The organism is Enterobacter cloacae complex sp. IR5422, from assembly GCF_049238165.1.
GTDB lineage: Bacteria > Pseudomonadota > Gammaproteobacteria > Enterobacterales > Enterobacteriaceae > Enterobacter > Enterobacter roggenkampii.
The window spans coordinates 46,728-64,795 of record NZ_JBMKHT010000015.1 but is presented as its reverse complement, the minus strand read 5'-3'; the positions used below and the strand labels follow the sequence as shown (position 1 = coordinate 64,795).

Annotated in this window: 14 protein-coding genes; 10 read left to right on the top strand and 4 right to left on the bottom strand. The window is 57.7% G+C overall.

Going from position 1 to position 18,068, the window contains the following annotated elements:
• Nucleotides 1-157: 157 nt before the first annotated feature.
• The 5 genes from purL (at nucleotide 158) to glnB (ending at nucleotide 8,487) form a co-directional block, all read left to right on the top strand.
• Nucleotides 158-4,045: a phosphoribosylformylglycinamidine synthase gene (gene purL, locus ACOTXT_RS09850; protein ID WP_333166025.1), complete on the top strand. Its 3,888-nt coding sequence runs from the start codon at nucleotides 158-160 to the stop codon at nucleotides 4,043-4,045.
• A 532-nt stretch (nucleotides 4,046-4,577) separates the two neighbouring features.
• On the top strand, nucleotides 4,578-6,005 hold the full coding sequence (qseE, locus tag ACOTXT_RS09845; protein WP_333166027.1) for a two component system sensor histidine kinase QseE/GlrK: 1,428 nt from the start codon (nucleotides 4,578-4,580) through the stop codon (nucleotides 6,003-6,005).
• A gap of 1 nt (nucleotide 6,006) precedes the next feature.
• Nucleotides 6,007-6,744, top strand: a complete 738-nt coding sequence (qseG, locus tag ACOTXT_RS09840; RefSeq protein WP_045335340.1) for a two-component system QseEF-associated lipoprotein QseG — start codon at nucleotides 6,007-6,009, stop codon at nucleotides 6,742-6,744.
• Nucleotides 6,731-8,068 carry a two-component system response regulator GlrR gene (gene glrR / locus ACOTXT_RS09835; protein ID WP_021241871.1) on the top strand — a complete coding sequence of 446 codons (1,338 nt, stop codon included), beginning with the start codon at nucleotides 6,731-6,733 and terminating at the stop codon, nucleotides 8,066-8,068. Before qseG ends, glrR begins: the two co-directional genes overlap by 14 nt.
• Nucleotides 8,069-8,148: 80 nt before the next feature.
• On the top strand, nucleotides 8,149-8,487 hold the full coding sequence (gene glnB / locus ACOTXT_RS09830; protein WP_003860685.1) for a nitrogen regulatory protein P-II: 339 nt from the start codon (nucleotides 8,149-8,151) through the stop codon (nucleotides 8,485-8,487).
• A gap of 80 nt (nucleotides 8,488-8,567) precedes the next feature.
• On the opposite strand, the gene hmpA is transcribed toward glnB, so the two are convergent.
• Nucleotides 8,568-9,758 (bottom strand): NO-inducible flavohemoprotein, encoded by a 1,191-nt coding sequence (gene hmpA / locus ACOTXT_RS09825; protein WP_333166030.1) that lies wholly within the window; start codon nucleotides 9,756-9,758, stop codon nucleotides 8,568-8,570.
• A 304-nt stretch (nucleotides 9,759-10,062) separates the two neighbouring features.
• Here hmpA and glyA point away from each other — a divergent pair, with 304 nt between their 5' ends.
• The gene (glyA, locus tag ACOTXT_RS09820) at nucleotides 10,063-11,316 is read left to right on the top strand and encodes a serine hydroxymethyltransferase (protein ID WP_008502165.1); all 1,254 of its coding nucleotides are present in this window, start codon (nucleotides 10,063-10,065) and stop codon (nucleotides 11,314-11,316) included.
• Between the two features lie 55 nt (nucleotides 11,317-11,371).
• Here glyA and ACOTXT_RS09815 read toward each other — a convergent pair whose 3' ends face one another.
• Nucleotides 11,372-11,794 (bottom strand): DoxX family protein, encoded by a 423-nt coding sequence (locus tag ACOTXT_RS09815; RefSeq protein ID WP_065102731.1) that lies wholly within the window; start codon nucleotides 11,792-11,794, stop codon nucleotides 11,372-11,374.
• A gap of 173 nt (nucleotides 11,795-11,967) precedes the next feature.
• Between ACOTXT_RS09815 and ACOTXT_RS09810 the strand changes: the two genes are divergently transcribed.
• On the top strand, nucleotides 11,968-13,113 hold the full coding sequence (locus ACOTXT_RS09810; protein ID WP_008502163.1) for a 3-phenylpropionate MFS transporter: 1,146 nt from the start codon (nucleotides 11,968-11,970) through the stop codon (nucleotides 13,111-13,113).
• Here the strand turns inward: ACOTXT_RS09810 and csiE are convergent.
• The gene (gene csiE / locus ACOTXT_RS09805) at nucleotides 13,108-14,385 is read right to left on the bottom strand and encodes a stationary phase inducible protein CsiE (protein ID WP_008502162.1); all 1,278 of its coding nucleotides are present in this window, start codon (nucleotides 14,383-14,385) and stop codon (nucleotides 13,108-13,110) included. The two genes, ACOTXT_RS09810 and csiE, sit on opposite strands and share 6 nt — an antisense overlap.
• Nucleotides 14,386-14,510: 125 nt before the next feature.
• Between csiE and ACOTXT_RS09800 the strand changes: the two genes are divergently transcribed.
• Both ACOTXT_RS09800 and ACOTXT_RS09795 read left to right on the top strand, forming a co-directional pair.
• The gene (locus ACOTXT_RS09800; protein ID WP_333166035.1) at nucleotides 14,511-15,149 is read left to right on the top strand and encodes a DUF1007 family protein; all 639 of its coding nucleotides are present in this window, start codon (nucleotides 14,511-14,513) and stop codon (nucleotides 15,147-15,149) included.
• Nucleotides 15,140-16,120 (top strand): nickel/cobalt transporter, encoded by a 981-nt coding sequence (locus ACOTXT_RS09795; protein WP_008502160.1) that lies wholly within the window; start codon nucleotides 15,140-15,142, stop codon nucleotides 16,118-16,120. Before ACOTXT_RS09800 ends, ACOTXT_RS09795 begins: the two co-directional genes overlap by 10 nt.
• A gap of 59 nt (nucleotides 16,121-16,179) precedes the next feature.
• On the opposite strand, the gene suhB is transcribed toward ACOTXT_RS09795, so the two are convergent.
• Nucleotides 16,180-16,983 (bottom strand): inositol-1-monophosphatase, encoded by an 804-nt coding sequence (suhB, locus tag ACOTXT_RS09790; protein WP_003860668.1) that lies wholly within the window; start codon nucleotides 16,981-16,983, stop codon nucleotides 16,180-16,182.
• Between the two features lie 131 nt (nucleotides 16,984-17,114).
• Between suhB and trmJ the strand changes: the two genes are divergently transcribed.
• On the top strand, nucleotides 17,115-17,840 hold the full coding sequence (trmJ, locus tag ACOTXT_RS09785; protein ID WP_100121732.1) for a tRNA (cytosine(32)/uridine(32)-2'-O)-methyltransferase TrmJ: 726 nt from the start codon (nucleotides 17,115-17,117) through the stop codon (nucleotides 17,838-17,840).
• The last annotated feature ends 228 nt before the right edge of the window (nucleotides 17,841-18,068 follow it).

The window sequence follows — 18,068 nt, the reverse complement described above, 5'->3', positions numbered from 1 at the left end:
CAATTAGAGAGACAGGTCACATCTATTGTTAAATCTCTTTGCCAATTTTATTTCGACGCAAACGGTTTCGTCGGCGCTCAGGATTCTCTATAATGACGCCCGTTTTCCCCCCTTGCGCACACTGAAAGCGCCCCGGCGCTTCGAAGACGAGAGACTTATGATGGAAATTCTGCGTGGTTCGCCTGCACTGTCTGCCTTCCGTATTACCAAACTGCTGGCACGTTTTCAGGCGGCCGACCTTCCGGTAAGCAATATTTACGCTGAGTATGTCCATTTTGCTGACCTGAATGCCCCCCTGAATGCAGAGGAGCGCGTACAGCTGGAACGCCTGCTCAAGTATGGCCCAAGCCTCAGCAGCCATACGCCAACCGGCAAACTGATCCTTGCGACGCCGCGTCCGGGCACCATCTCCCCCTGGTCTTCCAAAGCCACCGACATCGCCCACAACTGTGGCCTGAGCCAGATTAACCGTCTGGAGCGCGGCGTGGCGTACTACGTGGAAGCCTCTACCCTGAGCGACGCGCAGTGGCAGGCGGTTGCGGCTGAACTGCACGACCGCATGATGGAGAGCGTATTTGCCTCTCTTGATGACGCGCAGAAGCTTTTCTCCCACCATCAGCCTGCGCCGGTACAGAGCGTGGACCTGCTGGGACAGGGCCGTCAGGCGCTGATTGACGCCAACCTGCGTCTCGGCCTGGCGCTGGCAGAAGACGAAATCGACTACCTGCAGGATGCGTTCGTTAAGCTCAACCGTAACCCGAACGACATTGAACTCTACATGTTCGCGCAGGCGAACTCGGAGCACTGCCGCCACAAGATTTTCAATGCCGACTGGATTATTGACGGCGAACAGCAGCCAAAGTCGCTGTTCAAAATGATCAAAAACACCATGGAGCAAACGCCTGACCACGTGCTGTCTGCCTATAAAGACAACGCCGCGGTGATGGAAGGTTCTGAGGTGGGCCGCTTCTTCGCCGATCGCGAAGCAGGGCGCTATGACTTCCATCAGGAGCCCGCGCATATACTGATGAAAGTGGAAACCCACAACCACCCGACGGCGATCTCCCCGTGGCCGGGTGCGGCGACCGGCTCCGGCGGTGAAATCCGTGACGAAGGGGCGACCGGTCGTGGTGCAAAACCCAAAGCGGGTCTGGTCGGTTTCTCCGTCTCCAACCTGCGTATCCCGGGCTTTGAACAGCCGTGGGAAGAAGATTTCGGCAAGCCAGAGCGCATTGTGACCGCGCTGGATATCATGACCGAAGGCCCGCTGGGCGGCGCGGCGTTTAACAACGAATTTGGTCGTCCGGCGCTGAACGGTTACTTCCGTACCTATGAAGAGAAAGTGGACAGCCACAACGGCGAAGAGCTGCGCGGCTACCACAAACCGATCATGCTGGCGGGCGGGATCGGCAACATCCGTGCCGATCACGTGCAGAAAGGCGAGATCGTCGTCGGCGCGAAGCTGATCGTGCTCGGCGGCCCGGCGATGAATATCGGTCTGGGCGGCGGCGCGGCCTCTTCGATGGCCTCCGGCCAGTCTGATGCGGATCTCGACTTCGCGTCCGTGCAGCGTGACAACCCGGAGATGGAGCGTCGCTGCCAGGAAGTGATCGACCGCTGCTGGCAGCTGGGCGATGCTAACCCGATCCTCTTTATCCACGACGTGGGCGCGGGCGGTCTGTCCAACGCCATGCCGGAACTGGTGAGCGACGGCGGCCGCGGTGGCCGTTTCAACCTGCGCGACATCCTGAGCGATGAGCCTGGCATGAGCCCGCTGGAGATCTGGTGTAACGAATCCCAGGAGCGCTACGTGCTGGCTGTTGCGGCGGATCAGCTGCCGCTGTTTGACGAGCTGTGCCGCCGCGAGCGCGCGCCGTATGCCGTCATCGGTGAAGCGACCGAAGAGCAGCACCTGACTCTGAGCGACACCCATTTCGACAACCAGCCGATCGATCTGCCGCTCGACGTCCTGCTCGGTAAAACGCCGAAGATGACCCGCGACGTGCAGACCCGTAAAGCGGCGGGCAAAGCGCTGGATCGCCAGGGCATTACCGTGGCTGAAGCCGTTAATCGCGTGCTGCACCTGCCAGCTGTGGCGGAGAAAACCTTCCTGGTGACCATCGGCGACCGTACCGTGACCGGTATGGTATCCCGTGACCAGATGGTCGGCCCGTGGCAGATCCCGGTGGCGAACTGCGCCGTGACCACCGCGAGCCTCGACAGCTACTACGGCGAAGCGATGGCGCTGGGTGAACGCACCCCGGTCGCGCTGCTGGACTTCGCGGCCTCTGCCCGTCTGGCCGTCGGTGAAGCGCTGACCAACATCGCCGCCACGCAGATTGGCGACATCAAACGTATTAAGCTTTCCGCAAACTGGATGGCCGCTGCCGGTCACCCAGGCGAAGACGCGGGCCTGTATGAAGCCGTGAAGGCGGTGGGCGAGGAGCTGTGTCCTGCCCTCGGCCTGACCATTCCGGTGGGCAAAGACTCCATGTCGATGAAAACCCGTTGGCAGGAAGGCAACGAGCAGCGCGAGATGACCTCTCCGCTGTCGCTGGTGATCACCGCGTTTGCCCGCGTGGAAGACGTGCGTCACACCGTTACGCCGCAGCTGGTGACCGAAGATAACGCCCTGCTGCTGATTGACCTGGGTAAAGGCCACAACGCGCTGGGCGCTACCGCGCTGGCGCAGGTTTACCGTCAGCTCGGCGATAAGCCAGCCGACGTGCGCGACGTGGCGCAGCTGAAAGGCTTCTACGACGCGATTCAGGCGCTGGTGGCGCAGCGTAAGCTGCTGGCCTACCACGACCGTTCCGACGGCGGCCTGCTGGTGACCCTGGCAGAGATGGCCTTCACCGGTCACTGCGGCGTTGAAGCAAACATTGCTACGCTTGGCGAAGACCGCCTGGCGGCGCTGTTTAACGAAGAGCTTGGCGCGGTCATTCAGGTACGCGCCGCAGATCGCGACGCGGTAGAAGCGATTCTGGCGCAGCACGGTCTGGCAGACTGCGTACACTATCTCGGTAAAGCGGTGCAGGGCGACCGTTTCGTGATTGAAGCCGACGGCCACGCGGTGTTCAGCGAAAGCCGCACCACGCTGCGTATGTGGTGGGCGGAAACCACCTGGCAGATGCAGCGCCTGCGTGACAACCCGGAATGCGCCGATCAGGAACACAACGCGAAGGCGAACGACAACGATCCTGGCCTGAACGTGAAGCTCAGCTTCGACATAAACGAAGACATTGCCGCGCCGTACATTGCGACCGGCGCGCGTCCGAAAGTGGCCGTGCTGCGCGAGCAGGGCGTTAACTCCCACGTTGAGATGGCGGCGGCCTTCCACCGCGCGGGCTTTGACGCTATCGACGTCCACATGAGCGACCTGCTGGCAGGCCGTACCGGTCTGGAAGATTTCCAGGCGCTGGTGGCGTGCGGCGGCTTCTCCTACGGCGACGTGCTGGGCGCGGGCGAAGGCTGGGCGAAGTCCATTCTGTTCAACAGCCGCGTGCGCGACGAGTTCGAAACCTTCTTCCACCGTCCGCAGACGCTGGCGCTGGGCGTGTGTAACGGCTGCCAGATGATGTCTAACCTGCGCGAGCTGATCCCGGGCAGCGAAGCCTGGCCGCGCTTTGTGCGTAACCAGTCTGACCGCTTCGAAGCACGCTTCAGCCTGGTGGAAGTGACCCAGAGCCCGTCTCTGCTGCTGCAGGGTATGGTCGGTTCACAGATGCCAATCGCCGTTTCCCACGGTGAAGGTCAGGTAGAGGTGCGTGATGCTGCGCATCTGGCTCAGCTGGAGAGCAAAGGTCTGGTAGCGCTGCGCTTTGTCGATAACTTCGGCAAGGTAACAGAAACCTATCCGGCTAACCCGAACGGTTCCGTCAACGGTATTACGGCGGTGACCAGCGAAAGCGGTCGTGCCACCATCATGATGCCGCATCCGGAACGCGTGTTCCGCACCGTGAGCAACTCCTGGCACCCGGAAAACTGGGGCGAGGACAGCCCGTGGATGCGCATCTTCCGCAACGCCCGTAAGCAGCTGGGTTAAGTTTCAGCATCCTGACTGTAGGCCCGGTAGGCGCGAGCGCCACCGGGCTTTTTTGTCTCTGTCGCAAAATCGCGACAACCCTCTGGTTTGAGTGTCTCCAAAAGGAGACATTTAACCTATTGATTTATATGTGACAGGAAAGGTTCCCGTTAAGGTGTTGCTGAACAGCGACACTTAGCCTGGAAATCATTCAACCGATAATGAACCGGTTAAACGAGTAAAAATCATATATTTCAATGTGTTAATATTTTGTTTTGCATTTTGGCATGGGTGTTGCATAATATTAACCAGTGGCTCATTCACCTTCTTATGTCAGCCCCTTCGGGACGCGCTACATAAACTTCGAATGACGCACAAAAAGGTGCCTGCCGTCCAACTACTGATCATAGCGATGCTTTATCAGGCCAGGGCGAAACGTCGAGTTAGGCACCGCCTCATTCCATGACAAAGCCGGGTTTTTACCCGGCTTTGTTGTATCTGAAGGGCAGACTCAGTTACGCTCTGCGTATATCCCCATTAAGAGAGTAATGCGTTGAAACGCTGGCCCGTTTTTCCCCGTTCCCTGCGACAGCTCGTGATGATGGCCTTCCTGCTGATCCTGCTGCCGTTGCTGATCCTTGCCTGGCAGGCCTGGCAAAGCCTGAACGCGTTGAGTGCCCAGGCGGCACTGACGAACCGCACGACGCTTATTGACGCCAGACGCAGTGAAGCCATGACCAACGCCGCGCTTGAGATGGAGCGTAGCTATCGTCAGTACTGCGTGCTTGACGATCGTACGCTGGAGAAGGTGTACCAGAGTCAGCGCAAGCGCTACAGCGAAATGCTGGACGCCCACGCCGGCGTATTGCCTGACGACAAGCTGTATCAGGCGTTACGTCAGGATCTGAACGATCTTGCGCAGCTGCAGTGCCACAACAGTGGACCCGATGCCGCCGCCGCCGCGCGCCTGGAAGCCTTCGCCAACGCCAATACCGAGATGGTGCAGTCAACCCGCACGGTAATTTTCTCTCGCGGCCAGCAGCTTCAGCAGGAGATTGCCGAGCGCGGCCAGTTCTTCGGCTGGCAGGCGCTGGTGCTGTTCCTCGTGAGCCTCGGGCTGGTGCTGCTCTTTACCCGCATGATCATCGGCCCGGTGAAGGGTATCCAGCGGATGATCAACCGCCTGGGGGAGGGGAAATCGCTCGGGGATACGGTCGCTTTTAAAGGTCCCCGCGAATTGCGTTCCGTCGGTCAGCGTATTATCTGGCTGTCCGAGCGCCTGGCGTGGCTTGAATCACAGCGTCATCAGTTCCTGCGCCATATTTCCCATGAGCTTAAAACGCCGCTGGCCAGCATGCGCGAAGGGACGGAGCTGCTGGCGGATGAAGTGGCTGGGCCGCTTACGCCCGAACAGAAAGAAATTGTCGAGATCCTGGATAACAGCAGCCGCAATCTGCAGAAGCTGATTGAGCAGCTGCTGGATTACAACCGCAAGCTGGCTGACGGAGCGGTCTTACTGGAAAACGTCGACATTGAACCGCTGGTGGATATGGTGATCTCCGCCCATAGCCTGCCAGCAAGAGCTAAAATGATGCATACCGGTGTAGAGCTGAATGCGCCGACCTGTCTCGCTGAACCCATGCTGTTAATGAGCGTGCTGGATAATCTTTATTCCAATGCGGTGCACTATGGTACTGAATCCGGTAACATTTATATCCGAAGCTATACGAAGGGTTCCCGGGTGTTTATAGACGTCGCTAACACCGGCACCCCGATCCCCGATGACGAAAAAACCATGATCTTCGAGCCCTTTTTCCAGGGGAGTCATCAGCGGAAAGGTGCGGTGAAAGGCAGTGGTCTGGGCTTAAGCATCGCCCGGGACTGCATACGACGCATGCAGGGTGAGCTTAACATCGCCACGGACGAACGTTCGGATGTTTGCTTCCGTATTGAACTGCCCCTGAGCCGGAAAAATCAATAAAATGAATCTATGTCTGGTGAGTATGTCACACGTCTTTTCCCGCGCCGTACGCGCGGTGTTTTCCCGCAGCACGCTTCGCCTGAGCCTGCCCTGTTTATTTCTGGCAGGGTGTGTTTCCCATGTGCCACAAAGTGCGATTAGCGATAAACAAGAAGATAAATGGCCCGATAACCAGCTGGCTGATTTCCTCTCAACCCGCTGTGACGACATCTGGAACCTCTCAGGCCATGACGTCGAAAGTAACCCGCTGTTCTGGCTGCGCGGGATAGATTGCGCCCAGCGTCTGGCGCCGGTTGATGCCCGCGCGAAAGCGGCGATGCTGGATGATGATACCTGGCAGGACGCGTTCAAGCGTGGGATTTTACTCGCAGATGCAAAAATCACTCCCGTCGAACGCCGCACCAACGTGACCCGGCTGGACACCTTTGTCGTCAATCTTCCGGTACAGATCCGCCCGGTATACCAGCTCTGGCGCGAGGGACAGACGCTACAGCTTCAGCTTTCTGAAGAGCGCTCCCGCTACAGCAAGCTGCAACAGTCAACCGACAGCGAGCTGGATACGCTGCGTCAGCAGCAGCAACATTTACGTACCCAGCTGGATACCACGACGCGCAAGCTGGAGAACCTGACCGATATCGAAAGACAGCTCTCGTCGCGTAAATATCAGCCGGGGAGTTCATCCGCTGCGCCGGACAGCGATACGCCGAAACAAGAGGATGTGAAGCATGACGAGCCGTAAACCAGCCCATCTCTTACTGGTGGATGACGATCCCGGGCTGTTAAAGCTGCTGGGAATGCGTCTGGTGAGTGAAGGCTATAGCGTCGTGACCGCGGAAAGCGGGCTGGAGGGGCTGAAAATTCTCAGCCGCGAGAAAATCGATCTGGTGATAAGCGACCTGCGGATGGATGAAATGGACGGCCTGCAGCTGTTCGCGGAGATCCAGAAGCAGCAGCCGGGTATGCCCGTGATTATCCTGACCGCGCACGGGTCGATCCCGGATGCGGTTGCCGCGACGCAGCAGGGGGTGTTCAGCTTCCTGACCAAGCCGGTGGACAAAGACGCACTGTATAAGGCTATCGACAGCGCGCTGGAACATGCCGCTCCGGCGGGGGATGAAGCCTGGCGGGAATCTATCGTCACGCGCAGCCCCGTGATGCTGCGTCTGCTGGAACAGGCGAGGATGGTGGCGCAGTCTGACGTCAGCGTGCTCATCAACGGCCAGAGCGGAACCGGGAAAGAGATCCTCGCGCAGGCAATTCATAACGCCAGCCCGCGCAGCAAGAACGCCTTTATTGCGATTAACTGCGGCGCGCTCCCGGAGCAGCTGCTTGAATCCGAACTGTTTGGTCATGCCCGCGGCGCATTCACCGGTGCGGTAAGCAGCCGTGAAGGGCTATTCCAGGCGGCGGAAGGCGGCACGCTGTTCCTGGACGAAATTGGCGATATGCCCGCGCCGCTGCAGGTCAAGCTGCTGCGCGTGCTGCAGGAGCGCAAAGTGCGCCCGCTGGGCAGCAACCGCGATATCGATATTAACGTGCGAATTATCTCCGCTACCCACCGCGATCTGCCAAAAGTGATGGCCCGCAACGAGTTCCGCGAAGATCTCTACTACCGCCTGAACGTGGTCAACCTGAAGATCCCGGCGCTGGCCGAACGTGCGGAAGACATCCCGCTGCTGGCGAACCATCTTTTGCGCCAGGCGGCCGATCGCCATAAACCGTTCGTGCGCGCGTTTTCCACCGATGCGATGAAGCGGCTGATGGCCGCAAGCTGGCCGGGTAACGTCCGTCAGCTGGTCAACGTGATTGAGCAGTGCGTGGCGCTGACCTCCTCACCGGTCATCAGCGACGCGCTGGTGGAGCAGGCGCTGGAAGGGGAAAACACGGCCTTGCCGACGTTTGCCGAAGCGCGTAACCAGTTCGAGCTGAACTATCTGCGCAAGCTATTGCAGATCACCAAAGGCAACGTGACCCACGCGGCGCGCATGGCCGGACGCAACCGCACCGAGTTTTACAAGCTGCTCTCGCGCCACGAGCTGGAAGCGAACGATTTTAAAGAGTAGTACCGCAAAATTTGCCTGAATATGGTACTGTGAGCAATCGATTACGAGGCAGCTTACAGGCAAGAGTTTAAGGACCCACCATGAAAAAGATTGATGCGATTATTAAACCTTTCAAACTGGATGATGTGCGTGAAGCGCTGGCGGAAGTCGGCATCACCGGGATGACCGTGACGGAAGTGAAAGGTTTTGGTCGTCAGAAAGGTCACACCGAGCTTTACCGTGGCGCAGAGTACATGGTCGACTTTCTGCCGAAAGTGAAAATTGAAATCGTGGTCAGCGACGATATCGTGGACACCTGTGTGGATACCATTATCCGCACGGCGCAGACGGGCAAAATCGGCGACGGTAAAATCTTCGTCTTTGACGTGGCGCGCGTGATCCGTATCCGTACCGGCGAAGAAGACGACGCCGCGATTTAACGTTCTTGCCGGGTGGCGCTGCGCTTACCCGGCCTACAAAACTCTTCGTAGGCCCGCGCAAGCGAAGCGCCGCCGGGCGATTACAGCACCTTATGCGGCCCGAAGCATTCGTAATGAATGTTGTCTTTGTTCACGCCCAGCTCAACCAGCTGCTTCGCGGCATACTGCATAAACGCCACCGGTCCACAGACGTAGAACTGCATCTCCGGTGCGCTGAACGCACCTTCATGCTGGCGTAAATCCATCAACCCTTCGCTGTCAAATTGCGCGGCAGCGCGATCCGCTTCCGTCGGCAGACGATACCAGGTATGCGCGGTGAAACGCGGCAGGGAGGCTCCGAGCGTTTTCACCTCATCCGCAAAGGCGTGCACGTCGCCGTTTTCGGCGGCATGGAACCAGTTAACCTGCGCACCGTGGTGTGATTTTGCCAGCGTATCGAGCATCGCCAGCATTGGCGTCTGGCCGACACCCGCAGAGATCAGCGTCACCGGGGTATTCGCTTCAACGGCCATGAAGAAGTCGCCTGCTGGCGCGGCCAGATGGACCACGTCGCCCACGTTAGCTTCGTTGTGCAGCCAGCTGGAAACCTGACCGCCGTCCTCACGCTTCACCGCAATGCGGTAGGCTTTGCCGTTTGGCTTGCGGGTAAGAGAATACTGGCGGATCTCCTGATGCGGGAAACCTTCAGGCTTCAGCCACACGCCCAGATACTGTCCTGGCTGGTAATCGGCCACCGGCTTACCGTCCACCGGCTCAAACTCGAAGCTGGTGATTAACGCGCTGCGCGGGGTTTTCTTAACGATGCGGAACGCGCGGGTGCCTTCCCAGCCGCCGTTCTTGCGGGCGTTTTCGCTGTAAATCTGTGCTTCACGGTTGATAAACACGTTTGCCAGCACCCCGTAGGCTTTACCCCACGCGTCCAGCACCTCCTGACCCGGGCTGAACATTTCGTCCAGCGTCGCCAGCAGGTGAGTGCCGACGATGTTGTACTGCTCGGGTTGGATCTGGAAGCTGGTATGTTTCTGCGCGATTTTTTCCACCGCGGGCAGCAGCGCAGCCAGGTTTTCAATATTGCTGGCGTAAGCCGCGATGGCGTTGAACAGCGCTTCACGCTGATCGCCGTTACGCTGGTTGCTCATGTTGAAAATCTCTTTGAGCTCCGGGTTGTGCGTGAACATGCGGTCGTAGAAATGGGCGGTGAGTTTAGGGCCGGTTTCCACCAGCAGGGGAATAGTGGCTTTTACGGTAGCGATGGTTTGAGCGTCGAGCATGAGCGCGTCCTTCTGATGTCATTTTAATGATGTATTTTGAATGCATCTTATAAAAAATACCCCTGTGTTGTAAATGGTCCTTTGCAAGATGAAAAATATGCATCACAAACCTGAAAAGAAATCCGCTGGAAAGGGCGAGCGCTTTATTCCTCAAACCCTTGCGTGGCGGGTAGGAAAACGTTTGCGTAAAATCGTTTGTCAAGACCTGTTATCACAGAACTAATCAGTTATACTGTTGCCCGTCGTCCAACAGGACTGCCTTTTCAGGCCAAAATTTACTTGTTAGCTGAGTCAGGAGATGCGGATGTTAAAGCGTGAAATGAACATTGCCGATTATGATGCCGAACTGTGGCAGGCTATGGAGCAGGAAAAAGTACGTCAGGAAGAGCACATCGAACTGATCGCCTCCGAAAACTACACCAGCCCGCGCGTGATGCAGGCGCAGGGTTCTCAGCTGACCAACAAATACGCTGAAGGTTACCCGGGCAAACGCTATTACGGCGGTTGCGAGTACGTTGATATCGTTGAGCAGCTGGCTATCGATCGTGCGAAAGAACTTTTTGGCGCTGACTATGCAAACGTCCAGCCGCACTCTGGCTCCCAGGCTAACTTCGCGGTCTACACCGCGCTGCTGCAGCCGGGCGATACCGTTCTGGGTATGAACCTGGCGCAGGGCGGCCACCTGACTCACGGCTCCCCGGTTAACTTCTCCGGCAAACTGTACAACATCATCCCTTACGGTATTGATGAGTCCGGTAAAATTGACTACGAAGACATGGCGAAGCAGGCTAAAGAGCACAAGCCGAAGATGATCATCGGTGGCTTCTCTGCTTACTCTGGTATCGTTGACTGGGCAAAAATGCGCGAAATCGCAGACAGCATCGGCGCGTACCTGTTCGTCGACATGGCGCACGTTGCGGGTCTGATTGCCGCAGGCGTTTACCCGAACCCGGTTCCACACGCTCACGTTGTGACCACCACCACCCACAAAACCCTGGCGGGTCCACGCGGTGGCCTGATCCTGGCGAAGGGGGGTGACGAAGAGCTGTACAAAAAACTGAACTCCGCGGTATTCCCAAGCGCGCAGGGCGGCCCGCTGATGCACGTTATCGCGGCTAAAGCGGTCGCGCTGAAAGAAGCGATGGAGCCAGAATTCAAGGTTTATCAGCAGCAGGTTGCTAAGAACGCCAAAGCGATGGTGGAAGTGTTCCTGAACCGTGGCTACAAAGTGGTATCCGGCGGGACTGAAAACCACCTGTTCCTGCTGGATCTGGTTGATAAGAACCTGACCGGTAAAGAAGCTGACGCTGCCCTGGGCCGCGCCAACATCACCGTGAACAAAAACAGCGTGCCAAACGATCCGAAGAGCCCGTTCGTGACCTCCGGTATCCGTATCGGTTCTCCGGCCGTGACTCGCCGCGGCTTCAAAGAAGCGGAAGTGAAAGAGCTGGCTGGCTGGATGTGTGACGTTCTGGACAACATCAATGACGAAGCGGTTATCGAGCGCGTTAAAGGTAAAGTTCTGGATATCTGCGCACGCTTCCCGGTATACGCATAATTCCTCTGCTTTGCAGAAATAAAAAAAGGCCGCGCATGCGGCCTTTTTTTATGGCTTAACGCCGGTCAAGGGAGATGGCGCCTGGCCCCACAATCGCCAGCAAAATAAAGGCGCCAGCAATACTGACGTTTTTGTAGAAGTTAATCATATTCGGTACGACTGTATCACCGGTCATATCCCAGTAGTGGTGACCGATAATCGCCGTGCCCAGCGTATAGAAGACAAAGAGAACCGCGAGAGGACGGGTGAAAAAGCCCAGTACGATCAGAATAGCGGCAGGCACTTCCATCACCACCGCAATAATGGCCGCCAGCATGGGCATCGGCGTACCCAGCGAGGTCATATACTGTACGGTACCGCTAAACCCCGTCAGTTTCGGGTAACCAAAGATAATAAACAGCACGACAAGCGCGATGCGGCCAATGAGCAGCAGCAGATGACGCGACTGACCAAAATCGAGATAACGTAGTGAGTTCATGGCAGAAATACCTCTGCAAGTGGAGTAATTTAAACGTAATACACATTTTCATTCCCTGCCATAAGCCAGACGACTGCACAAGATGTTAATTTTTCGTTAATTTATAGCAGGCTATCTACTTGCTTAATTTTTATATTCTCGCCAGACTATGGCCTCGATTTCGGGAGGGATTCATGGTCTTGCATTCCACGCGCTGGCTGGCGCTCAGTTATTTCACCTATTTCTTTAGCTACGGCATTTTTCTGCCTTTCTGGAGCGTCTGGCTTAAGGGTATCGGCCTGACGCCTGAGACCATCGGCGTCCTGCTGGGGGCCGGGCTGGTGGCGCGTTTCCTCGGCAGCCTGCTGATCGCCCCGCGCGTCAGCGATCCCTCCTTACTGATCAAGGCCGTACGCATTCTGGCTCTGCTGACCCTGGTCTTTGTGGCCTGCTTCTGGGTCAGCCACCAGTTTGCCTGGCTGATGGTGGTGATGGTCGGCTTTAACCTGTTCTTCTCACCGCTGGTGCCGCTGACGGATGCCCTGGCGAACACCTGGCAGAAACAGATCACCATGGACTACGGTCGCGTGCGCCTGTGGGGCTCTATCGCCTTTGTGATTGGCTCGGCGCTGGTGGGGAAACTGGTCAGTCTTTACGATTACCGCGCCATTCTTGCCCTGCTGAGTATCGGTATTGCCTCGATGCTGCTGGGCATGCTTCTGCGACCGTCGGTGATGCCGCAAGGGGAAAGTCGCCATCAGGAGAGCGCGGGCTGGCCCGCATGGCGGAGCCTGGTCGCACAGAGCTGGCGTTTTCTGGCGTGCGTGTGCCTCCTTCAGGGGGCACATGCGGCGTACTATGGTTTCAGCGCCATCTACTGGCAGGGGGCGGGATATTCCGCTTCCGCCGTGGGCTATCTGTGGTCGCTGGGCGTGGTGGCCGAAGTCATTATCTTTGCCCTGAGCAAAAAACTGTTCCGCCGCTTTGGCGCGCGTGACCTGCTGCTGCTTTCCGCCGTGTGCGGCGTGGCGCGCTGGGGGATTATGGGCTGGACGACCGATCTGCCGTGGCTGATTGTGGCGCAAATTCTTCACTGCGGCACCTTTACCGTGTGCCATCTGGCGGCCATGCGCTATATCGCAGCGCGCGAGGGCGGGGACGTGATTCGCCTGCAGGCCGTCTATTCGGCAGTGGCAATGGGGGGCAGTATCGCGATCATGACGGTGTTTGCGGGGTTCCTTTACCAGCACCTGGGGCACGGCGTCTTCTGGGTGATGGCGCTCGTCGCCTTGCCCGCCATTGTTGTTCGACCTAAAGTGGCCGCCCGCGCGTCGCTATGATTCCAGCATGGCGCGAATATGTTCTTGCTGCTGCGCGTTCAGTGTCTCAACGGCATGGATCAGCGGCGGCGAGAACAGCGGCAGGGCCGTAGGGTAGGGGGTGATTACCAGCGCGGCTTCGCGCGGCGCCCCCTCTTTCTGAAAGGCCTGCAGCGTCAGGTAGCGAATGTTGAGCGGCAGCAGCGTCAGCTCGCGAAGCTGTTGTTCGATCTGTTCCTCACTGGCTTTATCGTCTCCCGTCAGCAGGATCACCTGTTTTTCATGCAGATCGGTCTCCTGCATCAGCCAGGCACCGAAAATTACCGCCACCAGACTCATCTCTTCGTCGGAAAAACGCAGCCCGAATTCCGCCTCCAGCTCAAACAGCGCCTCTTTCGTGGTACGTAACAGCCGGGGATAAAGGCGATGGATCTCCTCCGGCAGGCTGTTGTCGATGCCGATCTCAAACAGCGAACGGTCCAGCGCCTGAGCCAGATGGATATACAGCTGATCGGTCAGCCCCTGCTCATCGCTGAAGTTCATTCCGGTCTGCGAGCGAAAACGGGCCACCATGCGCACGATGGCCCGGCGTAGACGCTGATCCTGCTGGTGCTTATCAAGAACCGGATCGGGCGTGCGGAGCATCATAAACAGCAGCGCCAGAAACAGCTGTTCATCCACGTGCGCGCCCTGCGGCACGCGCCGCTTCCAGTGGCGGACAATCTCCTGCGCCGTAAAATACTCTCCCCGCGACTGGGTCCAGCTGCGCTGGGCATGCGAAAACTGCGGCGTATTCCCGAGCTGGTGCTGAATAAGACAATATTGCAGATAGAGCTGTAAAAACTGCACATCGCGGCATTCAAACTGGCGCTGCAGCTTGCGTGAGCAGAAGCCGATCAGCGCCCGCAGGTTCGCATCGTCGTAAAGCGGGCGCGCGATGCCGAGTTGTTTAAGCGCGGTTTTTAATGCGGGGGTAAACTGGTGCGAGACAAACTGCGGACAAAGCCGCAGCGCCCGGCGCAGCCAGTGCAGCAGGCATAAACGCTGATTCAGGGCTGTGCCTTCAATCCGGTAGCAGCCGTCGTGGTGCGTGACGATATCCAGCCGGTGATAGCGCTGGATTTCATCGCGCGTCTCGGCTATATCTTGCCGTGCCATCGCGTCGTCCACGCCGTTGGCAGCGATTATGCTCTGTGCGGTGACGGCAGCATCGGGCAGGTAAAGCATCAAAAGCACCTGGCAGCGGCGCTGCGAACTGGAAAGCACAGATGGAATTTCAAGCGTCGTCATCATCTGTCGGGTATCCAGTGTGAATGTTTGATAAGAATAGCTAAAGGATGAGCGCTGAAAAGCGCGCCGGCAGGCCTTTCACTCAGGATTGCAGGGGAACATCACAGAATTTTTGACGTGAGGAATTGATGCAAACAGTTAAACAAAGTGCGATGGCGTTATTTTTGGCGGTTATCACCTTCACCGCCAGCGCCCACCCTCACAGTTTTATTGGTCTCCAGACCGAGCTGGTCACCGACGGCACGCAGCTGAGCGGCCTGAAAATGCGCTGGACGATGGATGAAATCACCTCGGCTGACCTGCTCTATGATGCGGGAAACGCGAAGCCCGGTGACGATATCTGGAAAAAGCTGGCGGCGGAAGTAATGGCCAACGTGCTCGGCCAGCACTACTTCACCGAATTCTGGCATAACGGCAAAAAGGTCAAATTTCAGAACCGTCCAACGGAATACGGGATGACGCGTGACGGGCATCAGGCGGTGCTGACGTTCGTGCTTCCGCTGGCGCATCCTCAGCCGCTGGCCGGGCAAACGTACCGCTTTTCCACTTTTGACCCTACCTACTATGTCGACATGCGCTATGACAAAGACAGCGACGTACGGCTGCCGGACGCGCTGCAAAAAAGCTGCAAAATTGGCGTTCATACCCCGAAGCCCAGCGAAGAGACGCTGAACTTTGCGATCTCGCTGGATAAAGCAGATGCCCCGCCTGAGGACATGGAGCTGGGTAAACAGTTCGCGCAGGAGGTGACGTTACAATGTCAGTAATCTCCTCTCCGATCCGCAAGCCGCGTCGCTGGCTTCACCTCTGGCCGCTGGCGCTCTTTTTGCTGTTCGCGGTTTGCGGGGCGCTGTGGCTGTGGCAGGCCTGGCCGCAGGTGATGATGAAAAGCATTATCTGGCAGCGTGAAGTCAACCAGCAGATGAGCGGACTGCTGAAGGCGGTGGCCGAGAACCCGGCCAAAGCGGGCGGCTCCCTGCTGGCGTTCAGTTTTGTCTATGGCGTTCTGCACGCGCTGGGGCCGGGGCACGGCAAAGTCGTCATCACCACCTGGCTTGCCACCCATCCGTCTAAGCTGAAATCGAGCATCGGCCTGACGCTGGCCTCTTCGCTGCTTCAGGGCGGCGTGGCGATTGCGCTGGTCGTGGTGGTGCTTTCGCTGTTACAGCTTCCGGCGCGCCAGCTGCACATGAGCAGCTTCTGGCTGGAGAAGGGCAGCTATGCGCTGGTGGGCGTGCTGGGGCTGATCCTCTGCTGGCGGGCGCTGAAAAAACTGCGCGCGCTGCTGAAAAAGCCCACGTTCAAATCCTTTACGCCGCACCACGTTCATGATGAACACTGCGGCTGCGGTCATCAGCATCTGCCCACGCAGGAACAATTACAGAACGGCGACGACTGGCGCGCCCGGCTGATGATTATTCTCTCGATGGGGATGCGCCCGTGCTCGGGTGCCATTATGGTGCTGCTGTTCAGTAAGATAATAGGTGTCTTTGGCTGGGGAATGCTCTCGGCGCTGGCGATGGCGGCAGGAACCTCTCTCACCATTTCGTCTTTAGCGCTGCTGGTTCACAGCTTCCGTCAGCTGGCGGTCAAACTCAGCGGCAGTAAAACGCCGGTGCTGTGGCGACAGATAGGGTGGACAACGCTTGCGCTGGCGGGGGGAGTGATTCTGCTGGTGGCAGCGGTGACGATGTGGATGAGCGCGGTGCCGGTGGGAAGGGGATTGCGGCCTTTCTAGCGTACTGAGGGATTTTGTAGGCCCGGTAAGCGTAGCGCCACCGGGCTTAACAAACTGGATTAACGCTTCAGCGCATCGCTCAGTTCATCACGCATGTTTGCCAGCATGGCTTTAACAACGCGTGGGTTACCCGCAACAATGTTGCCGGTAGACATATAGTTATGGCCGCCGGTGAAGTCGCAAACAATGGCGCCTGCTTCACGCGCGATCAGCTCGCCCGCTGCAAAATCCCATGGCTTCAGTGAGAGTTCGAAGTAACCGTCAACGCGGCCGGTGGCAACGTAGGCCAGATCCAGCGCAGCAGAACCGGTGCGACGGAAGTCCGCGCATTCGGTGAACAGTTTGCCGAGGATATTCATATAGGTGGTCGCGTGCTGTTTCGCCTTGAACGGGAAACCGGTCGCCAGGATGGTGCCGTCCAGATCGCGTGCGTTGCTGCAGCGCAGACGGTAGCCGTTCAGCTGTGCGCCCTGACCGCGGGTCGCGGTGAACAGTTCGTTACGCATTGGATCGTACACAACGGCGACTTCAGTACGGCCTTTAATGCGTACGGCGATAGACACAGAGAAGTGTGGCAGGCGTTTGACGAAGTTGGTGGTGCCATCCAGTGGATCGATAACCCATTGAACATCCTGATCGGTACCTTCATGTTCACCGCTTTCTTCGGTGATGATGGTGTGCTGTGGGTAAGATTTGCGGATCGTTTCGATAATAATCGCTTCTGCGGCTTTATCGACGTTAGTCACGAAATCATTGCTGCCTTTCTGGCTGGTTTCTACGGAGTCTGGCGTTTCGTAGTGTTTGGCAATTACATTACCCGCCTTGCGCGCTGCGCGCACGGCGATGGTCAGCATCGGATGCATCGGTCTCTCTCACTGGATGTTAAAGAACAGGAAAATCGGCGCAGAGTATAGCAGCGGGATCGGATTATGTCTCCCGTTTATGATAATATGCCCGAATATTCTTCAGACACTGAATCCAGACATTAAAAATTATGCTGCAAAACATTCGAATCGTGCTGGTCGAAACATCGCACACCGGCAACATGGGCTCCGTTGCCCGCGCTATGAAAACCATGGGCTTAACGAACCTGTGGCTGGTTAACCCGCTGGTGAAGCCAGACTCGCAGGCCATCGCCCTGGCGGCCGGAGCCAGCGACGTGATCGGCAACGCCCAGATCGTCGATACCCTTGACGAAGCGCTGGCCGGCTGCAGCCTCGTTGTCGGTACCAGCGCGCGTTCGCGCACGCTGCCGTGGCCAATGCTCGATCCGCGTGAATGCGGCCTGAAAAGTGTCTCTGAGGCTGAACAAGCACCGGTTGCGCTGGTGTTCGGCCGCGAGCGCGTTGGCCTGACCAACGACGAGCTGCAGAAGTGTCATTATCACGTGGCGATTGCGGCAAACCCGGAGTACAGCTCGCTGAACCTGGCGATGGCGGTGCAGGTTATCGCCTATGAAGTGCGTATGGCGTGGCTGGCGACGCAGGAAAAAGAGATTGAGCCTAAAGAAGTGACGGCCTATCCGCTGGTGGACGACCTTGAGCGCTTCTACGGTCACCTGGAGCAGACGCTGCTCTCAACCGGCTTTATCCGCGAAGGCCACCCGGGGCAGGTGATGAACAAGCTGCGCCGTCTGTTCACCCGCGCGCGTCCGGAAAGCCAGGAGCTGAACATCCTGCGCGGGATCCTGGCGTCGATTGAGCAGAAAAATAAAGAGTAGTGTCGTCTGTTCGCCGGGTGGCGCTTCGCTTACCCGGCCTACAAATCCGCAGGTCGGGTAAGCGAAGCGCCACCCGACAAAAAACGGCACAGAAGGTTAAATACCTGACTAAAACAGTCAAGTAAATAGTTGACCATTTTAGTCAGGAATGTCAGACTTGGCCCTGCTATGCAATACCCCATTTTACAATAAAAAACCCCGGGCAGGGGCGAGTTTGAGGTTAAGTAA